This window comes from Neorhizobium sp. T25_13, assembly GCF_002968675.1.
GTDB classification, from domain to species: domain Bacteria; phylum Pseudomonadota; class Alphaproteobacteria; order Rhizobiales; family Rhizobiaceae; genus Neorhizobium; species Neorhizobium tomejilense.
In genome coordinates this window covers 32,627-50,758 of record NZ_PVBI01000021.1, presented here as the reverse complement: position 1 = coordinate 50,758, position 18,132 = coordinate 32,627, and the positions used below count along the sequence as shown (strand labels likewise).

Genomic DNA, 18,132 nt, shown 5'->3' with positions numbered 1-18,132 from the left:
CCCTTAACCCTCCCCCTTGTGGGGAGGGGTTGGGGAGGGGTCTTCGCTCCGCATCAAAACCCCTCCCGCCTGCCGGCCACCCTCCCCACAAGGGGGAGGGTTAAGGGTGCCGCACCGGCTCACTCCCTAACGCTATCTTTCAAATGATCGAGCGCCGCCCGGAGCTTCTCGATTACCTCATCCACTTCCGAACGGCTGATGGTCAGCGCTGGCGAAGCAAGCATGCGGTCGCCAGTGGCGCGTAGGATGAGGCCGTTCTCGACGCAGTGATTGCGCACCAGCGTGCCGATATCGTCAGGCTTTGCATAACGCCGGCGGGTGGATTTATCCGCTGCAAGCTGCAGGCCGCCGATCAGGCCGGTGCTTTCGGCCTGGCCGACCACCGCGTGATCCTCCAGGCTTTTCCAGGCAGCGGCAAAATAGGGGCCGATATCGTCGCGGACGCGCTCGACCAGCCCCTCCTCCTCGATGATGCGGATGTTTTCCAGCGCGGCGGCAGCCGCAACCGGGTGACCGGAATAGGTGAAGCCGTGGTAGAAATCGCCTAACTCCTCGACCATCACGTCGGCGAGGCGGTCGCTGACCAGCACCCCGCCGATCGGCAGGTAGCCGGAGGACAGGCCCTTGGCGATCGGTGCCAGATCCGGCTCGAAGCCGAAATGCTGGTGGCCGAACCAGGTGCCCAGGCGGCCGAAACCGCAGATTACTTCGTCGGAAACGAGCAGGATGTTGCGCGCCTTGCAGATGCGGGCGATTTCCGGCCAGTAGGTCTCGGGCGGAATGATAACGCCCCCTGCCCCCTGGATCGGCTCGGCGACGAAGGCGGCGACGCGGTCTTCGCCGAGTTCGTCGATCTTCGCCTCGAGCTCTCGGGCGACTTTCAGGCCGAATTCGGCAGGCGAGAGATCACCGCCCTCGGCATACCAATAGGGCTGGTTGATGTGGTGGACACCCTCGATCGGCAGGTTACCCTGTTCGTGCATCAGCTTCATGCCGCCGAGCGAGGCGCCGGCGACCGTCGAGCCGTGATAGGCGTTCTTGCGGGCGATGACCAAGGTCTTCTCCGGCTTGCCCAAAGCCTTCCAGTAGACCCGCGCCATGCGGAACCAGGTGTCGGTCGCCTCCGAGCCGGAATTGGTGAAGAAGACGCGCTTCAGCCTTTCGCCGGTATGGGAGGCGATCTTCTGGGCGAGCAATGCCGCCGGCGCCGTCGTGGTGCCGAAGAAGGTGTTGTAATAGGGCAGTTCCTGCATCTGGGCATAAGCGGCGTCGGCGATCGACTTGCGGCCGTAACCGACATTGACGCACCAGAGGCCGGCAAAGGCGTCGAGATATTTCTTGCCTGTCGAATCGTAGATATGGACGCCTTCCGCGCGCTGGATGATCCGCGCTCCCTTGGCGTTCAGCTGCTTCATGTCCGAGAACGGGTGCAAGTGATGCGCGGCATCGATGGCGGCGAGATTGGAAAGCGGCGGCATATCGGTCATGACTGTCTCTCTGCCTTAGATTGTGCCGTCAATTCTTATCGGCTACGAACAGAGTTCCGCAACACCCCGCAGAAGACATTTCCCATGGCTGACGAGACCGCCCCGCCCCGCATCGAAATCCTGCTCGTCGGCATGAACGGCGACCTGCGCGGCAAGCAAATCCCGCTCGAGGCTGAAAAGAAGGTCTGGGACGGTACGGTGCGCCTGCCCTCCTCCACCCAGTCGCTGGATATCTGGGGCGACGACAACGACGACATTACCGGCCTGTCGCTGTCGGTCGGCGATCCGGACGGGATCTGCCTTCCCGACCGGCGTAGCCTTGCGCCGATGCCATGGGCGCCTGAAGGGTCGAAGCAAGTTCTCTCGACCATGCACGAATTCGATGGCACGCCTTCCTTCATGGATCCCCGCGCCATCCTCGCGGCCCTTCTCAAGCGTTTCGACGAACGTGGCCTGACGCCGGTCGTGGCGACCGAACTCGAATTCTACGTGATCGAGGACGACTGGCGCGAGACCGGCAGGCCACGCCCGCCGGCCAGCCTCATGTATCGCGGCGAGCCGAACGGCTTCCAGCTCTACGACATGAGGGCCGTCGATGCGCTCGACGACTATCTTCAGACGGTGCGGGCCTGGGCGAAACTCCAAGACCTGCCGGCCGATGCGACGACCGCGGAATTCGGCCCCGGCCAGTTCGAGATCAATCTTCTGCACCGCGCCGACGCGCTGGCGGCCGCCGACGACTGCATCTACCTGAAGCGCATCGCCGAACAGGCGGCTAGAAAGCATGGTCTCAAATCCACCTGCATGGCAAAACCCTACGCGGAGCATGCGGGCTCCGGCCTGCATGTGCATGCGAGCATCATCGACCGGGACGGCAACAATGTGCTGGATGCCAGGGGTGGCGATCCGGTGCGGCTCAAATCCGTCTGCGCCGGCATGCTGGACACGATGCGCGATGCACAGCTGATCTTCGCGCCGTTTGCCAATTCCTACCGCCGATTCCAGCCGGGTTCCTTCGCGCCGGTCGATATCGACTGGGGCTACGGTCATCGGGGGACCGCGGTGCGCATTCCGGACGCCCAAGGGCCTGCCGCCCGCATCGAACACCGCGTCGCCGGCGCCGACGTCAATCCGTACCTGCTGCTCACCGCCATCCTCGGCGGCATGCTTTTAGGATTGGACGAAACGCTCGATCCGGGCCCTGCGACCGAACCCGGAAAGGAGCCGCCGGCCGGTACAAACAAGCTGACGCACGACTTCCTGACGGCGGTCGAGGAGTTTTCCGCCTCGCCCTTCATCGCCGACGTGTTTGGAGCGCGCTATCAGAAGCTCTATGGCGACACGAAGCGCAAGGAGGCGATCACCTACCTGCGCACGGTCTCGGATTTCGACTACCAGACCTATCTGCCGCGGATTTAGGGCTTCATCCATGCTGCGTAGAGAATATCCTTCACGTCAACAAACATAAATACATCGCCTGGCTTGAAGCCGAATGCATCACTCCAGGCGGTGGCATATGAACCGAGTTCCATGCCGAGTTCACGCAAGGCCGTCTCGTCGCCGGTCTTGGCAGCGTTGATCTCTTCCTCCTTCATCGCTTTCATGAGGTCGCTATAGGTGCTGTTCCCCTCGCTGTCGGGAATGAAGACGATGATGCCGCTCTTGTCCTCGAACTTCACCGAAAGCTCGATCTCGTCTTCGGTGAAACGCTCGCGGTTCTTGACGATCATCTGGGGAAGCACGATTGCGAAGAGGTTTTCGCGCGAAATAGCACCGTCATGGGCCTCCTGCTGCTGTTTCACCAGCTGCATGAATTCCCATCCCCTTTCGGAGATCACCTGCTTCAGCGTCTGCTTGACGGTCAGGTCGGTGACCTTGAACTGATCCGAGTCGATAAACTCCATCGCCTCGGCGGCCAGTTCGCCCTTGGCGTCCAGTTCCATGAATGCGACGCTGATCGCAAAGGCGGCCTTCAGCGTCTCTTCAGCGGGTTCTCCGGTAATACCGTTTGCCACCTTGACGAGATCGGCTTTCTTTTCCTTGTCTTCGTCAGTTTCAGCAGGCTGGGCGTTCGCCTGCTGAAGGATCAGCAGAGCTCCAGGTTGAACAGCGGAGATGGAAGTCATGCCGGCCCTCGCCCGCGACGCACCACCCTTGATGGGCATTGCCGCGATTTGTCGGGCGCTTCATGGCCAGACCAACCAATGATTCTATCAATGGTTGAAAATCTAATGTTCCCCACTTAACGAGATATGAATAAGCGGATGCAAGAGGTTGTATTGCAGGCCCTGAACTCGCTCAGATGCCGCTGCCATCCTGTTCCTGCGATTGATTGACCAGCGCATTGACCGCACACGATCGATGTTTAAGCGAATGTTTCAACCTATCTTAAATTCATGGGGGCTAAGGAAGCTTGATATTTGAAGTCTTGCGGCAAAATCGATGCATATTGTTATCGCCAAGTCACTCTTTGCCGGACTTTTGTCCCTGCTTGCATCTCTGGCTCTATCGTTTGCCTTCGTTCCGATGCTGGGCGGGGAAGTCGCCGGTGCCGGCCTGGTGATGACCATCGTTTGCCCGCTTGCTATCTCCATTCCCGCCTCGGCCGTGCTTTTTAGCCAGACAGAGCGCGTTCGACGTGCGGAAGCCGTGGCCTCTGACGCACTCGCGAAACTGGCCGCCGCCTACGAGGAACTTCACTGGCAGTCCCGCCGGGACGGGCTGACCGGGCTGTTGAACCGCAGTGCCTTCATGGAGGAACTGCAGACCTTCAGCAGGGAGGGTCTAACCGGTGCCCTTATTTTCCTGGATCTCGACCATTTCAAATCGATCAACGATCGCTACGGCCATGCGACCGGTGACGAGGTCCTTCGCCGAACCGGGCAGATACTCGCCGCGTATGACGGGCAATTCAACATAGCGGGCCGCCTCGGGGGCGAAGAGTTCGCTCTCTTTCAAGGTGGCCTGACCGTCGACGAGATGTTGAGATGGTGCAAGGATATCCGTGAACTCATCGAAGGCCTGGATGTGCGCTCCGCCTCACGATCGACCGTTCCGGTGTCGGCCAGCATAGGAGCTATCCACTGTGCTTCTGGCTTCGATCCTCTTGAATGCCTCAGAGCCGCCGATGTGAACCTGTACGAGGCCAAATCGCTCGGGCGAAATCGGGTCGTTTCATCCATCTGAAGAGGCGGCAGAACGGTTCGGATACCGCCGCGAACCCGCTCAGATGCCGCTGCCGTCCCGTTCCTGCGTCACACGCTCCTGCGGCCGGTTGACCAGCACGGTCAGCTCGCCCGCATGGATCTTCAGGAGCACGTCGCGATCCATGGGCAGCAATTCCCCGTCGATGACGCAGCGGATATCGTGGCGCTCGCGGGGGAAGTGCAGTTCCAGTTCGGTCGCCGTCATCGCCGTGACGGCCGCGTTTTCCTTCAGCCGGCCGCGCATGATATCGAACGTCAGCCGCACCACCCCCGCCGGCGTCAGCGGATCGGCGACATAGAAGCCGAGATGGCCGCCGGTCAGGCTGTCGGCGAACATCAGCGGATCGCGGCCGAATTCATTGTTGGAGACGGAAATCGCCGAGACCTTGCGGTGCCCGATCTTGCCGCCGGCGTTGAACTCCACCTCGAATTCCGGCGGATTGAACATGACGCCGATCGCTGCCCGCGTGCTTGCGCGTATCTTGCCCAGCCGCGAGGCGAAGGTCATCGAATTGCGGTAGCGCACCATGCGCGCATGCATGCCGGCAGAAAACTGGTGCACGAAGCTCTTGCCGTTGGCGCTGGCGATATCGATGTTTTCCGGCGTGCCGTCGGCCAACGCATCCAGCACCTGCCAGATATCGAGCGGCAGTCTCAGCGAGCGGGCGAAAAGGTTCATGGTACCGGCCGGAACGACGCCGAGCGTCAGGCCGCTTTTCCAGGCGATGCCGGCGGCCGCGGAGATGGTCCCGTCCCCGCCACCGGCGATCAGCCCTTCGACGCCGGTCGTCGAGGCCGCCTTTTCCATGGTCGCGACCACGTCCTTGCCGGACACCACATGGCATTCGATCTCGTGACCGGCCGCCTTGAACGTCTCGGCTGCTCGAGCACAATAGGCGTCCATATCGGTTGTTCGGAAGGTACCGCCATCGCGGTTGAAGACGGCAAAAAGGTTCATTTGATCTCGCTTGCAGAGGAGCGGATTTGGCGCGGGACAACGGCCCATCAGAGAAATGGTTGCGACCCGGACCTTTATCAACAAGCCCGCCGTCGCTTCAGGAAAAAACTCACAATCCCGTGAGGGCGCGCCTGAATAAATGGCGGATACTACCGCAACGCACAATGCCATGTTAGTCTGAAGCCCGGTCGTTTCGATGACCCGCTCACCTCCAGAGCGGGTGGATGCCTCCCACATCCTACCCGCGTCTTTTTCCAGCAGATTCAACATTATGACCGATACTGCCGCCGATTTTCAATCCGCACGGGACCGTTCGGAAGCCCAGGATTTTGATGGTGCACCCGCTCTTTCGCGGCTCGCCGTCATCCTGATCGAGATCGCATTGGCGGTCGGAGGCTTCGGCATCGGCACCGGCGAATTCGCCATCATGGGCCTGCTGCCGGATGTCGCCTCCACCTATCAGGTCAGCATTCCGATGGCGGGGTACGTGATCAGCGCCTATGCTCTCGGCGTCGTCATCGGTGCGCCGATCATCGCGGTCGCTGCTGCCCGGATGACGCGGCGGTCGCTGCTGCTGATCCTGATGACGGTGTTCGCGCTCGGCAACATCTTGAGTGCCATGGCACCGGATTTCTGGAGCTTTACCGCGCTGCGGTTCATCACCGGCCTGCCGCATGGCGCCTATTTCGGCGTCGCGGCTCTCGTGGCTGCCTCGATGGTGCCGCCCAATAAACGCGCCCGCGCCGTCGGCCGGGTGATGCTCGGTCTCACCGTCGCGACCCTCGTCGGCACGCCAATCGCCACCTTCATGGGACAAATGCTCAACTGGCGCGCCGCCTTCTTCCTGGTCGGCGGCATCGGCGTCGTGACGGTGGCATTGCTCTGGTATTTCCAGCCGCGCGACGCGGTGCATGAGGGCGCCAGCATCTGGCGCGAGCTCAGCGCCTTCGGCCGCGCGCAGGTATGGCTGACGCTCGGCATCGCGGCGGTCGGGTTCGGCGGCATGTTCTCGGTGTTCAGCTACATCGCCTCGACCACGACGGTGACGGCCGGAATGTCGGTCAGCATGGTGGCGATCGTGCTCACGCTGTTCGGCATTGGCATGAATGTCGGCAATATTGTCGGCTCGCGGCTGGCCGACCTGTCGCTCAAGGGCACGATCGGCGGCGTGATGCTGTTCAACATCGTCGTCATGGGCGCCTTCGGCCTGTGGGCGCAATATCCGGCCGTGCTCTGCCTCTGCGTCTTCCTGATTGGCTGCGGGTTCGCTGCTGGCCCTGCACTGCAGACGCGGCTGATGGACGTCGCCGCCGACGCGCAGACGCTTGCCGCCGCCTCCAACCATTCGGCCTTCAACATCGCCAATGCGCTCGGCGCCTGGCTCGGCGGGCTGGTGATTGCCTGGGGCTGGGGGTTTGCCGCGACTGGTTATGTCGGGGCGGCGCTGTCGCTGCTCGGCTTTGGGGTGTTTGCTGTATCTGCGGCGCTCGACCGGAAGACCGCGGCGGCCTGAGAGCCAACAGCCCCCTCACCCCGCCTCCGCTTTGCTCGGCGGACCTCTCCCCGAGGGGAGAGGATGATCGAGAGGTCGCGGCACATTCCCTCTTCTCCCCAGCGGGGAGAAGGTGGCCCGAAGGGTCGGATGAGGGGGTGGCTTGCGCTGCCGTCTCCCGTTAGAGTCCGCATGAACACGCAGCGCTTCGATGACTAAGCCGCTTTCGACGCAGCCTCTTCCTCCGGCATCACCATGTATTTCTGGCCATTCTCGCAGATGACGTGTTCCTTGCCCCAGAGGCGGAGCGCGGCGATGACCGGTTCCAGGCTGCGGCCGATCGGCGTCAGCGCATAATCGACGCGCGGCGGCACGACTGGAAATACGGTGCGCGACAGCAGACCCGCCTCTTCCAGTTCCCGCAGCTGCTTTGTCAGCATGCGCTGGGTGACCGCCGGAATGCGGCGGCGCAGTTCGTTGAAGCGCAGCGTACCGTCTTCCAGAAGATGATGGAGGATGACGCCCTTCCATTTTCCGTCGAGGAAACTCAGGGTCGATTCCACCGGGCAGCCTGGGAAATTGTCGGTCAACTTGGCACGGGGTTTCGACATGGTCAGCGTCCTTTCACGGTATACTTTTCGGTACTATAGACCAAAAATGTGCATTCTTGCGCTCCTTGAACATAGGCGCCATCTAGTCTCCGGACAACAGGACACACACCAAGGAGACGTTCCATGCGCGCCGTCGGCTTCAATACTCCCCAGCCCATTACCGCCGAAACCTCGCTGATCGACATCGAGCTGCCCATGCCGGAGGCGGTGGGCCGCGATCTGCTCGTCGAGATCAAGGCTGTCTCGGTCAATCCGGTCGATACCAAGGTGCGCCGCTCGGCAGCGGTCGAGCCCGGCCAGCACCGGATCCTCGGTTATGACGCTGCCGGCGTGGTGAAGGCGGTCGGCCCGGGCGTCAAACTCTTCAAGCCGGGCGACGAGGTCTATTATGCCGGCGTGATCAACCGGCCGGGCACCAATGCGGAATTCCATCTGGTCGACGAGCGCATCGTCGGCTTCAAGCCGAAGACCCTGAGCTTCGAGGAAGCAGCCGCCCTGCCGCTGACGGCGATCACCGCCTATGAGACACTGTTCCACCGCATGAAGGTGCAGGACAAGGTGGCGGGTGCCTGGAACGCGGTGCTGGTCATCGGCGGCGCCGGCGGGGTCGGCTCGATCGCCATCCAGCTCCTGCGCGAACTCTCCGACGTGACGGTGATCGGCACCGGCTCTCGGCCGGAAACACAAGCCTGGATCAAGGAACTCGGCGCCCACCACGTGCTCGACCATTCAAAGCCTATGGCGCCGCAGCTCGCCCAGATGGCGATCGGCGCGCCCGCCTTCGTCTTCTCCACGACCCATACGGAAAACCACCTCAAGGATATCCTGGAGCTGATCGCCCCGCAGGGCCGCCTCGCGCTGATCGACGATCCGAAGGAGCCGATGGACCTGCGCGCCTTCAAGAGCAAGGCGCTGTCGGTGCATTGGGAAATGATGTTCGCCCGTGCCGTCTTCCAGACCGCCGACATGATCGAGCAGCACAAGCTCTTGAACCATGTCGCAGAACTGGTCGATGCCAAAAAGATCCGCACGACGCTTGCTGAAACCCTGGGGCCGATCAACGCCGCTAACCTGAAGAAGGCGCACGCGATGGTCGAAAGCAACCGAACCAAGGGCAAGCTGGTGCTTTCGGGCTTCTGACGAGGCCTTGTACAAAACAAAGAAAGCCCGCCGTGGCTGAAACGGCGGGCTTTCTTAGCGGCCTGGCGGTGGATCAGGCCTGGATGACGACGACCTTGGCGCCAACCTTGACGCGGCTGTAGAGATCGACGACGTCATGGTTCATCATGCGGATGCAGCCGCTCGACATGGCAAGCCCGATCGATTGCGGCTGGTTGGTGCCGTGGATGCGGAAATGCGTGTCGTTGCCGCCGCGATAGAGATACATGGCGCGGGCGCCGAGCGGATTGTTCGGGCCGCCCTGCATGCCGCCTGCGAGTTTCCGGTATCGCTCCTCGCGGCGCTGCATGTTTGCGGTCGGGGTCCAGGTCGGCCATTCGGCCTTGCGGCCGACATAGGCATTGCCGGCAAGCGCCAGTCCGGCCCGGCCGACACCAACGCCATACCGGATCGCGCGGCCGTTGCCGAGGATATAATAGGCGCGGCGGGCCGGCGTATCGACGACCACGGTGCCGGCGGCGTGCGGGGTGACATAGGCGACTTCGGTGCGGCGCAGCTCCGGCTTGATGTTTTCGACCGGCACGGTCTTCAGCGGAAACTGTTCGTTCGGCAGCGCTGCGTAGTTCGTCTGATCGTTGATGGTGGAAGCGCAACCGGCAAGCAGAAGCGGCAGACCCGCAAGAAAGCCGCGACGAGAAATCGACATGAATGTGTCCTTGGTGCGTCGAGAGAATGACGCTGACCTTAAGAATATTATGGTTAATGAAGTGCTAAACGGGTGATCGCCCCAGTCATCACGAACGCGTCAGAAGGGTGCTGATGTAGAGATGCAACATTGCCATGCGTGAGATGGGAAATGCATCATCTGATGTGGGCGACCGGGAGGCTAGGATATGCGCACGACCATAACCGTCGACGAAAAATTACTTGCAGAGGCCAAGGAATTCAGCGGGATCGAAAATACCTCCGACGTGATCAAAAGAGCCCTCACGCTTCTCGTCCAGCACGAGGCAGCGCAGAGGTTGATCATGCTTGGAGGCAGCGCGCCGGATCTGGAAGATCCGCCACGCCGACGCTGGAACCCGGATGGCACTTGGGAGGGTAATCCGGAGTGATCTGCTTGGGGCCTCGCTCTGGCGAACTCCGCGACAGGCACGAGCCTCACATATTCGGATAGACCGGCCCTTCGCCGCCCTGCGGGGGGACCCAGTTGATGTTCTGGTTGGGGTCCTTGATGTCGCAGGTCTTGCAGTGGACGCAGTTCTGGGCGTTGATCACGTAGACTTCCTGCCCGTCTTTCTCCACCCATTCGTAGACGCCGGCCGGACAGTAGCGCGTCGAGGGGCCACCATAGACTTCCAGTTCCGAGCGCTTCTGCAGGTCCATGTCCTTGACCTGTAGATGGACCGGCTGGTCTTCCTCGTGGTTGGTGTTCGACAGGAAGACCGAGGACAGGCGGTCGAAGGTCAGCACCCCGTCCGGCTTCGGATAGACGATCTTTTTATGCTTGGCTGCCGGTTCCAGCGAGGCCGCGTCGGTCTTGCCGTGTTTCAGCGTGCCGAAGAAGGAGAAACCGAACAGCGTGTTGGTCCACATGTCGAGACCGCCGAGCGCGATGCCGAGGCCGGTGCCGAGCTTCGACCAGAGCGGCTTGACGTTGCGCACCCGTTTAAGGTCCGTGCCGATTGGCGTCGAGCGCCATTCGTTTTCGATCTCGATTACTTCGTCATTGGCGCGGCCGGCTTCGATTGCCCTGGCGATGTTGTCGGCGGCGAGAATGCCGGACAGGACGGCGTTGTGGCTGCCCTTGATGCGCGGCACGTTGACGAGGCCGGCGGAACAGCCGATCAGGGCGCCGCCCGGGAAGGTCAGTTTCGGCACCGACTGATATCCGCCCTCGGTGATGGCGCGGGCGCCGTAGGAGAGGCGCTTGGCGCCCTCGAAGGTTCCGCGGATCGCATCATGCGTCTTGAAGCGCTGGAACTCCTCGAACGGATAGAGATACGGGTTCTTGTAGTTGAGGTGCACCACGAAGCCGACGGCGACGAGATTGTCTTCCAGGTGATAGAGGAACGAGCCGCCGCCGGTCGACAAGCCGAGCGGCCAGCCGAACGAGTGCTGCACCAGGCCCGGACGATGATTTTCCGGCTTCACCTGCCAGAGTTCCTTGAGGCCGATGCCGTATTTCTGGGGCTCGCGATCCTTCTGCAGGTCGAACCGCAGGATCAACTGCTTGGCGAGCGATCCACGCACGCCCTCGCCGATCAGCGTGTACTTGCCGATCAGTTCCATGCCGCGGGTAAAGGCCGGGCCGGGCTCGCCATTGCGTTCGACGCCCATGTCGCCGGTCGCCACGCCCTTGACCGCGCCGTTCTGGTCATAGAGCACTTCGGTGGCGGCAAAGCCCGGATAGATCTCGACGCCCAGCGCTTCGGCCTTTTCGGCCAGCCAGCGACAGACAAGCCCAAGCGATACGATATAGTTGCCGTGATTGTTCATCAGCGGCGGCATCATGAAGTTCGGAAGCCGGATCGAGCCTGCCGGGCCTAAAAACAGGAAATGGTCGGCGGTGACCGGGGTCTTGAACGGATGACCGTCCTCCTCGCGCCAGCCGGGCAGCAGGGCGTCTATGCCCACCGGATCGACCACCGCGCCGGAGAGGATATGGGCGCCGACTTCCGAACCCTTTTCGAGCACCACGACGGTCAGGTCCGGATTGGCCTGTTTCAGGCGGATCGCGGCCGAAAGCCCCGCAGGACCCGCGCCGACGATCACCACGTCGAATTCCATGCTCTCGCGTTCTGGCAGTTCTTGCTCGTTCATATCCAACTCCGCTCGCCGGCCCCTTCCGGCTTTATTCAGGCAACCTGTTTGACAAAACCGCCCCGGCTTGTCGAGGCGGGAAAACGTCCTCTGCCTTGTCATTCGCGCAAATGGCGTTTCGGTTTTCTCATATTACGTTTACGTTCACGTCAATTATAGGCACCGAACCGCAGAAAGCAAGATCGACCTTTCGCAGCCTTCTGCCGCTGCTATAAAGGCCCGACAACCGATCACAGGAATTGGGGAAGGAATAGAATCATGGATCTCGGTCTCAACGGCAAACGCGCTCTCGTGCTCGCCTCGTCCCGCGGGCTTGGCCTCGGTATTGCCAAGGCGCTTGCGAGCGAAGGCGCCCACGTTCTCCTCGTCGGGCGCTCCGGGGAGCGGCTGGCGGACAATTGCAAGGCGATCAATGCCGAAGGCAAAGGGAAAGCAGACTGGGTCTGGGGCGATCTTTCCGAGGAGAATTTCGTCGAAGCGATGAAGGCTGCCGTCAAGGAGAAGCTCGGCGGTATCGACATCCTGGTCAACAATACCGGCGGGCCGACGCCGGGCACGACAGAAGACATGACCGCCGACAAGCTCGACATCTTCTTCCAGTCCATGGTGCTGCGTGTCATCACGCTCACCAACGCCCTCCTGCCGCAGATGAAGGAACAAGGGTTCGGCCGCATCCTGACCGTTGCCTCCTCCGGCGTCTTCGAGCCGATCGCCAATCTGGCGCTGTCGAACACGCTGCGCTCGGCGCTGGTCGGCTGGAACAAGACGATCGCGACCGAAGTGGCGGGTTTCGGCATTACCTGCAACATGCTGCTTCCAGGCCGCATTCATACCGATCGTATCGACGAACTCGACGGCGCCAATGCCAAGCGCACCGGCAAGTCAGTGGAGGAAATCCGCTCCGCCTCGCTGAAGACCATTCCCGCCGGCCGGCTCGGCAAGGTCGAGGAATTCGCGGCCGCCGGTGCGTTTCTCTGCTCGGTCCCGGCAAGCTATGTCACCGGCACGATGCTCCGAGTCGATGGTGGTGCGTCGCGCTCGATCTGAAGCTTGCGAAAGAGGGTTAAATCCAGGTCGTTAAACATTAAATCGAATTGGGGTGCCGCTGTTGGCGGTATCTCAATTCGCCTGAGTTAAGAGGCAAGCCGGCCCCCCAAAATTAAAGGATCGCCGGCATGATCGAAAGCGTTTCGGGGGCGACCGAGGCTACCCCGCCCAGTGTACCCTCCGCCGTGCCTCACGCCGCGGCGCCTTCCGCTGCCTCCTCGGCAGCCTCGATCTCGGCAACACTTGCGGCCGGGCAGGTCGCGACCTATGCCGGCACCTGGGAAGCAGCAACCCGGCACGCGGCCGAGACCTCGGCGATCTCCGGCCGATCGGGAAACATGCATGCGCGAAGCCTCGAGGCCGTGGACGATGTCGTGGTCCGCAATCTTCTCGACAGCCTGTCGCCTTCGAGCCGGATCGCCGGCAGTTTCTTCCTGGCCGACGGCGAAGAACCGGCACCACGGTCGCTGATCGCCACCTATTACGAAGACGTCTGACCGGAGACGTTTCCGGACGACCCGACATCACGCAAAAGCGTCTCGCGGGAGCACCCGCCCACGCCTATGATCTCCAGACCCTGCCCTCGGAGATTCTTCCATGAAATTCACTCGACTTGCGCTTTCGATCATCGGCATCCTGATGGTGGTGATCGGCCTCATCTGGATCGGCCAAGGCACCGGCGCCTTCCCCTATCCTGCCAGCAGTTTCATGATCAACCAGACGCCCTGGATCATCAGGGGCGCCGGCGTCGCGATCATCGGCCTTGCCGTCATCTGGGGCGCCCAGCGGTTCCTGCGCTAGGCCGGTTGGCAGCGCTTCTCCTGCGCAGCCAAAAGGCGAAGAAAATTAACTCCAGTTCATCTAAGCCCTTCATTACAAACCTTTAATCCGCCTTCACCAGTTAGTGAGCCGGTCGGTAAAAACTTGTCTTTTTTGCGCCGCAATAGGGGCGGTTCGATGGGCCGATACCATCGAGCACAACCACAGGCGAGCGGTCACCCCATGAAGAAGATCTGGATTTTTGCCGGCATTCTTGTTGTTGCCGGCGTTGCGGGCTGGGAGCTCCGCGATCGGATTCCCTTTCTTTCATCCCTCAGCCAGCAGGCCTCTGCCGCTCCCGGCGAAGGTCAGCCGCAGGGCCCGCGCCGGCGCGGCGCAGGCGGTCCACCGCCGGCGGTCAAGACGGTCGCCGCCACCCGCACCGCCCTGCCGATGGACGTCACAGCCTCGGGTGCGGCCAATGCCGACGAGAATACCACGATCGCCGCCCAGCAACCGGGTATCGTGGTCAGCATCGCGGCGATCGACGGCGCATTCGTCAAGTCGGGCGACCTGATCGCCAAGCTCGACGACCGCACGGCCAAGGCTGCTTTGGACAAGGACAAGGCGCTGCTCGCCCGCGACCAGGCGACGCTCACCCAGGCCCAGACGGCGTTTGCCCGCGCCAACGACTTGCTGCGCGGCAATGCCGGCACCCAGCAAACCGTCGACCAGGCGAAGGCGGCGCAGGATACCGCGGCCGCCACCGTGCAGAGCGACAATGCGGCGATTGCCTCCGACCAGATCGACCTCGACCATACCGATATCCGCGCGCCTTTCGACGGCAGGCTCGGCGATATCGACATCAGCACCGGCGCCTATCTCAGCGCCGGATCGGCGGTGGTGACGATCGCCAAATACGATCCGATCTACGTAAAATTCCACCTTCCCGAAGCCTATCTCGGTCAGCTCAAGCAGGGCGCGACGGCGAAGGCGGTAATGGTCGATGCCGTACCTCAGGGCGGCGGCACTTCGGCCAAGGGAACCTTGAGCTTCTTCGATAACACTGTCGATCCGGCGTCGGGTACGATCCTTGCCAAGGCGCGGTTCGACAATCCGTCCGGAATGCTGTGGCCGGGGCAATCGCTGAATGTCACCGTGCATTTTGAGAGCGACGCCGAGGACATCGTGGTGCCGACGGTGGCGGTCAATCCGGGCGTCGATAGACCATTCGTCTACGCGGTCGGCGACGACAGACGAGTGCATGTGACACCGGTCACGGTGGCGCGTTCCAACGGCCCGGACACGGCGATTGCCAGTGGGTTGACCGAAGGCGCGCATGTGGTGGTCGAAGGCCAGGTGCAGCTCGTCGATGGCGCCACCGTCGTCGAGCAGTTCGGCAACGGCCAGAAGACGGCCGGCGCCAAGGGCAATGATCAGCCGGTCGAAGTGGGGGCAGCGCAATGATCCCGCAATTCTGCATCCGCCGCCCGGTCGCCACCACGCTGCTTGCCATCGGCGCCGTGCTCGCCGGCCTTGCCGGCTATCAGCTGCTGCCGGTCGCCGCCCTGCCGCAGGTCGACTTCCCGACCATCAACGTCTCCGCGCAGCTGACCGGTGCCTCGCCGCAGACGATGGCGACGGCGGTCTCGACGCCGCTGATCAAGCAGTTCGAGACGATTCCCGGCATCAGCGAAATCAGCGCCACCAACTCGCTCGGCAATACCTCGATCGTGCTGCAGTTCGATCTCAACCGCGATATCGACGCGGCGGCGGCCGACGTGCAGGCGGCGATCTCGCATGCGACCCGGCAGCTGCCGGACAACATGACCACGCCGCCGAGCTACCGCAAGACGAACCCGGCCGACGCGCCGGTCCTGCTCCTGTCGATCCGCAGCGATACGATGCCGCGCAGCAAGATCGACGAGATCGCGGAGGACGTGCTCTCCCCCTCGCTCTCCACGCTTCCCGGCGTCGCGGAAGTATCGATCTTCGGCGCCCAGACCTATGCGGTGCGCGTCGAGGTCGATCCCAACAAGCTGCAGGCACGCAATCTCGGCGTCGACAACGTCACCAATGCGATCTCCACCGCCAACAGCCAGGCGCCGGTCGGTTCGCTCGAGAACAACAGCCAGCGGCTGACCATCAATGCGGATACCCAGCGCACCAATGCCGACCAATTTCGTTCGCTGGTGATCGCCAGTCCGAACGGCGCCCCCGTCCATCTCGGCGACGTCGCCAACGTTCAGGACAGCGTCGCCAATCTCGACGCGGGAAGCTGGTATGACGGCAACCAGTCGATCATCCTCGCCATCCAGCGCCAGCCGGACGCCAACACCGTCGATGTCGTCGATTCGGTGCGCGCAAAACTGCCCGGACTGTCCGCCGAGCTGCCGGCCGCCGTGTCGATCAACATCATGAACGATTCCTCGACGGCGATCCGTGCTTCGATCTCGGACGTGCAGTTCACGCTGATGCTGACGATCGGCCTCGTCGTGCTGGTCATCTATCTCTTCCTCGGCCGGATCACCGCCACCCTCGTTCCGGGGCTTGCCGTGCCGCTGTCGCTGATCACCACGTTCGGCGCCATGTATGTGCTCGGCTACAGTATCGACAACATCTCGCTGCTCGGGCTGACGCTTGCGGTCGGCCTGGTGGTGGACGATGCGATTGTCATGCTGGAAAACATCATGCGGCATGTCGAGGACGGCATGGCGCCGATGCAGGCGGCCCTGCAGGGGGCAGGCGAAGTCAGTTCGACGATCATTTCCATGTCGGTGTCGCTGATCGCGGTGTTCATCCCGATCCTCCTGATGGGCGGGGTAGTCGGGCGGCTGTTCAACGAATTCGGCATGGTGGTGGCGCTCGCCATCGTCGCCTCGGCCGTCATCTCGCTGACGGTGACGCCGATGCTCGGGTCGCGTCTATCCGGCGCCGAACACCACCCGGGCCTGATGGTGCGTGTCTTCGACGCCGGCTTCAGCCGCACGCTCAACGGCTATGACCGGGCGGTCGGCTGGTGCCTTCGCAACCGCGCGATCATCCTTCTCGTCTTCCTCGCCTCGGTCGGCGCCTCGGTCTATCTGTTCTGGACGCTGCCGACGAGCTTCTTTCCGCAGGAGGATATCGGCCGGCTGACGATCTCGACGCAGGCCCGCGAGGACATTTCCTATCCGGCGATGCGCGACCTGCAGGCGCAGGTGGCCGCCGCCGTTCAGAAGAACCCCGCAGTCAACCACGTCACCTCGATCGTCGGCAGCAACGGCCGCAGCTCGCTCAACAACGGCACGATCTGGGTGGAACTGAAGGACCGGGACCAGCGTCCTCCGCTCGACCAGACGCTGCGCGAACTCCGGCAGGCGACATCCGGCTTCGCCGGCATGAAGACCTTCATCACGCCGCAGCAGAGCCTGCGCTTCGGCGGCCGCGCGACGGCCAGCCAATACCAGCTCGTCGTCCAGGCGCTGAATGCCTCGCAGACCACCGAATGGTCGGACAAGATCCAGGCCGCGATGCGCGCCGACCGGGCACATTTCACCGATGTCACCTCCGACGCCCAGAACGACGCGATCGAGGCCAATATCAAGGTGGATCCGGAAAAGGCAGCGTCCTTCGGCATTACCGACGACGAGTTGCGCAAGACGCTGCAGATGGCGTTCGGTGGTTATACGGCCGCCGAAATCCAGTCGACCGGCGACAGCTACGACGTGATCACCGAGTTCGACAATACCCAGCAATGGAACGACCAGATGCTGCAGGGTGTCAGGGTGCTGTCCTCGAACGGCTCGCTGGTGCCGCTCTCGAATTTCGCGACGGTGGTGCGCCAGACCGCACCGGTCACCATCAACCAGACCGGCCAGCTGGTCTCGACGACCGTGTCGTTCAACCTGCCGGCCGGCGTCTCGCTCTCCGATGCGACGGCGGCGGTCGACCAGATCAAGGCGAACCTGCAGATGCCGAACGACGTGTTCACCTCCTATGGCGGCACGGCGCAGATCTTTCAGCAGAGCCAGGGCAATACGCCGATGCTGATTCTGGCTGCGGTGCTCACCATCTACGTGGTGCTCGGCGTGCTCTACGAGAGCTTCATCCACCCGCTGACCATCCTGTCGGGCCTGCCGGCCGCGGCCTTCGGAGCGTTGCTGGCGCTGAAATTGTTCGGTTTCGACCTGTCGATCATCGCGCTGATCGGGCTCTTGATGCTGATCGGGATCGTCAAGAAGAACGCGATCATGATGATCGACGTGGCGGTGGAGACGATGCGCTCGAAAGGGGAAACGGCGGCCGTCGCAATCCACGAGGCCTGCGTGCGGCGTTTCCGGCCGATCATGATGACGACCTTCTGCGCCCTGCTCGGCGCGCTGCCGATCGCGCTCGGCACCGGTGCCTCTTCCGAGCTTCGCCAGCCGCTGGGCATCGCCGTCGTCGGCGGGCTGATCGTTTCCCAGGCGCTGACGCTGTTCATCACGCCCGTCATCTTCGTGGAGATGGATCGGTTTGGCCGCTTCCTCGGGAGGCTTTGGACGAAGAAGGACAAGGACCTGCACGAGGCGAACGACGACGCGCCGAGGTCGATTGCGGCGGAGTGACGCCCTCTGCCCGCCGCCTGAACGGGCTGGCGGGCAGGCGT

Annotated in this window: 16 protein-coding genes; 10 read left to right on the top strand and 6 right to left on the bottom strand. The window is 62.5% G+C overall.

Annotated features, from left to right (window positions below):
- Positions 1–119: 119 nt before the first annotated feature.
- Positions 120–1,487 (bottom strand): aspartate aminotransferase family protein, encoded by a 1,368-nt coding sequence (locus tag C5J22_RS28765; RefSeq protein ID WP_105441040.1) that lies wholly within the window; start codon positions 1,485–1,487, stop codon positions 120–122.
- An 84-nt stretch (positions 1,488–1,571) separates the two neighbouring features.
- Between C5J22_RS28765 and C5J22_RS28760 the strand changes: the two genes are divergently transcribed.
- Positions 1,572–2,906 (top strand): glutamine synthetase family protein, encoded by a 1,335-nt coding sequence (locus C5J22_RS28760; RefSeq protein WP_105441039.1) that lies wholly within the window; start codon positions 1,572–1,574, stop codon positions 2,904–2,906.
- On the opposite strand, the gene C5J22_RS28755 is transcribed toward C5J22_RS28760, so the two are convergent.
- Entirely contained in the window at positions 2,903–3,613 is a 711-nt protein-coding gene (locus tag C5J22_RS28755) for a hypothetical protein (RefSeq protein WP_172746811.1), read from the bottom strand. The genes C5J22_RS28760 and C5J22_RS28755 overlap by 4 nt on opposite strands.
- Positions 3,614–3,929: 316 nt before the next feature.
- Between C5J22_RS28755 and C5J22_RS28750 the strand changes: the two genes are divergently transcribed.
- Positions 3,930–4,673, top strand: coding sequence for a GGDEF domain-containing protein (locus tag C5J22_RS28750; RefSeq protein WP_105441037.1), 744 nt, complete (start codon positions 3,930–3,932; stop codon positions 4,671–4,673).
- Between the two features lie 39 nt (positions 4,674–4,712).
- Here C5J22_RS28750 and C5J22_RS28745 read toward each other — a convergent pair whose 3' ends face one another.
- Positions 4,713–5,651: a diacylglycerol kinase family protein gene (locus C5J22_RS28745; protein WP_105441036.1), complete on the bottom strand. Its 939-nt coding sequence runs from the start codon at positions 5,649–5,651 to the stop codon at positions 4,713–4,715.
- 271 nt (positions 5,652–5,922) lie between these two features.
- Between C5J22_RS28745 and C5J22_RS28740 the strand changes: the two genes are divergently transcribed.
- A complete protein-coding gene (locus C5J22_RS28740; protein ID WP_105441035.1) occupies positions 5,923–7,164 on the top strand; it encodes an MFS transporter in 1,242 nt (413 codons plus the stop codon).
- Positions 7,165–7,358: 194 nt separating this feature from the next.
- Here the strand turns inward: C5J22_RS28740 and C5J22_RS28735 are convergent, their stop codons facing one another.
- A complete protein-coding gene (locus C5J22_RS28735; RefSeq protein ID WP_105441034.1) occupies positions 7,359–7,754 on the bottom strand; it encodes a helix-turn-helix domain-containing protein in 396 nt (131 codons plus the stop codon).
- Positions 7,755–7,877: 123 nt separating this feature from the next.
- Here C5J22_RS28735 and C5J22_RS28730 point away from each other — a divergent pair, with 123 nt between their 5' ends.
- Positions 7,878–8,894, top strand: coding sequence for a zinc-binding alcohol dehydrogenase family protein (locus C5J22_RS28730; protein WP_105441033.1), 1,017 nt, complete (start codon positions 7,878–7,880; stop codon positions 8,892–8,894).
- A gap of 73 nt (positions 8,895–8,967) precedes the next feature.
- Here C5J22_RS28730 and C5J22_RS28725 read toward each other — a convergent pair whose 3' ends face one another.
- A complete protein-coding gene (locus tag C5J22_RS28725) occupies positions 8,968–9,579 on the bottom strand; it encodes a L,D-transpeptidase (protein WP_105441032.1) in 612 nt (203 codons plus the stop codon).
- A 187-nt stretch (positions 9,580–9,766) separates the two neighbouring features.
- Here C5J22_RS28725 and C5J22_RS28720 point away from each other — a divergent pair, with 187 nt between their 5' ends.
- Positions 9,767–9,988, top strand: coding sequence for a type II toxin-antitoxin system VapB family antitoxin (locus C5J22_RS28720; protein ID WP_105441031.1), 222 nt, complete (start codon positions 9,767–9,769; stop codon positions 9,986–9,988).
- 46 nt (positions 9,989–10,034) lie between these two features.
- Here C5J22_RS28720 and C5J22_RS28715 read toward each other — a convergent pair whose 3' ends face one another.
- Positions 10,035–11,696 carry an electron transfer flavoprotein-ubiquinone oxidoreductase gene (locus tag C5J22_RS28715; RefSeq protein ID WP_105441030.1) on the bottom strand — a complete coding sequence of 554 codons (1,662 nt, stop codon included), beginning with the start codon at positions 11,694–11,696 and terminating at the stop codon, positions 10,035–10,037.
- Positions 11,697–11,954: 258 nt separating this feature from the next.
- On the opposite strand from C5J22_RS28715, the gene C5J22_RS28710 reads away from it, so the two are divergent.
- From C5J22_RS28710 to C5J22_RS28690, 5 genes are all read left to right on the top strand, one after another.
- Positions 11,955–12,743 carry an SDR family oxidoreductase gene (locus C5J22_RS28710; protein WP_046668450.1) on the top strand — a complete coding sequence of 263 codons (789 nt, stop codon included), beginning with the start codon at positions 11,955–11,957 and terminating at the stop codon, positions 12,741–12,743.
- Positions 12,744–12,871: 128 nt separating this feature from the next.
- On the top strand, positions 12,872–13,240 hold the full coding sequence (locus C5J22_RS28705; protein ID WP_105427215.1) for a hypothetical protein: 369 nt from the start codon (positions 12,872–12,874) through the stop codon (positions 13,238–13,240).
- Between the two features lie 100 nt (positions 13,241–13,340).
- Complete coding sequence (locus C5J22_RS28700; RefSeq protein WP_105441029.1) at positions 13,341–13,544, top strand: hypothetical protein; 204 nt, start codon at positions 13,341–13,343, stop codon at positions 13,542–13,544.
- A 201-nt stretch (positions 13,545–13,745) separates the two neighbouring features.
- On the top strand, positions 13,746–14,969 hold the full coding sequence (locus C5J22_RS28695; protein WP_105441028.1) for an efflux RND transporter periplasmic adaptor subunit: 1,224 nt from the start codon (positions 13,746–13,748) through the stop codon (positions 14,967–14,969).
- The gene (locus tag C5J22_RS28690) at positions 14,966–18,091 is read left to right on the top strand and encodes an efflux RND transporter permease subunit (RefSeq protein ID WP_105441027.1); all 3,126 of its coding nucleotides are present in this window, start codon (positions 14,966–14,968) and stop codon (positions 18,089–18,091) included. Before C5J22_RS28695 ends, C5J22_RS28690 begins: the two co-directional genes overlap by 4 nt.
- Positions 18,092–18,132 lie beyond the last annotated feature (41 nt).

Coding starts and splice junctions, on each gene's coding strand:
- C5J22_RS28695 (WP_105441028.1), top strand. CDS start 13,746: ATGAAGAAGATCTGGATTTTTGCCGGCATTCTTGTTGTTGCCGGCGTT.
- C5J22_RS28690 (WP_105441027.1), top strand. CDS start 14,966: ATGATCCCGCAATTCTGCATCCGCCGCCCGGTCGCCACCACGCTGCTT.
- C5J22_RS28705 (WP_105427215.1), top strand. CDS start 12,872: ATGATCGAAAGCGTTTCGGGGGCGACCGAGGCTACCCCGCCCAGTGTA.
- C5J22_RS28715 (WP_105441030.1), bottom strand. CDS start 11,696: ATGAACGAGCAAGAACTGCCAGAACGCGAGAGCATGGAATTCGACGTG.
- C5J22_RS28755 (WP_172746811.1), bottom strand. CDS start 3,613: ATGACTTCCATCTCCGCTGTTCAACCTGGAGCTCTGCTGATCCTTCAG.
- C5J22_RS28725 (WP_105441032.1), bottom strand. CDS start 9,579: ATGTCGATTTCTCGTCGCGGCTTTCTTGCGGGTCTGCCGCTTCTGCTT.
- C5J22_RS28710 (WP_046668450.1), top strand. CDS start 11,955: ATGGATCTCGGTCTCAACGGCAAACGCGCTCTCGTGCTCGCCTCGTCC.
- C5J22_RS28720 (WP_105441031.1), top strand. CDS start 9,767: ATGCGCACGACCATAACCGTCGACGAAAAATTACTTGCAGAGGCCAAG.
- C5J22_RS28735 (WP_105441034.1), bottom strand. CDS start 7,754: ATGTCGAAACCCCGTGCCAAGTTGACCGACAATTTCCCAGGCTGCCCG.
- C5J22_RS28750 (WP_105441037.1), top strand. CDS start 3,930: ATGCATATTGTTATCGCCAAGTCACTCTTTGCCGGACTTTTGTCCCTG.
- C5J22_RS28760 (WP_105441039.1), top strand. CDS start 1,572: ATGGCTGACGAGACCGCCCCGCCCCGCATCGAAATCCTGCTCGTCGGC.
- C5J22_RS28765 (WP_105441040.1), bottom strand. CDS start 1,487: ATGACCGATATGCCGCCGCTTTCCAATCTCGCCGCCATCGATGCCGCG.
- C5J22_RS28740 (WP_105441035.1), top strand. CDS start 5,923: ATGACCGATACTGCCGCCGATTTTCAATCCGCACGGGACCGTTCGGAA.
- C5J22_RS28730 (WP_105441033.1), top strand. CDS start 7,878: ATGCGCGCCGTCGGCTTCAATACTCCCCAGCCCATTACCGCCGAAACC.
- C5J22_RS28745 (WP_105441036.1), bottom strand. CDS start 5,651: ATGAACCTTTTTGCCGTCTTCAACCGCGATGGCGGTACCTTCCGAACA.
- C5J22_RS28700 (WP_105441029.1), top strand. CDS start 13,341: ATGAAATTCACTCGACTTGCGCTTTCGATCATCGGCATCCTGATGGTG.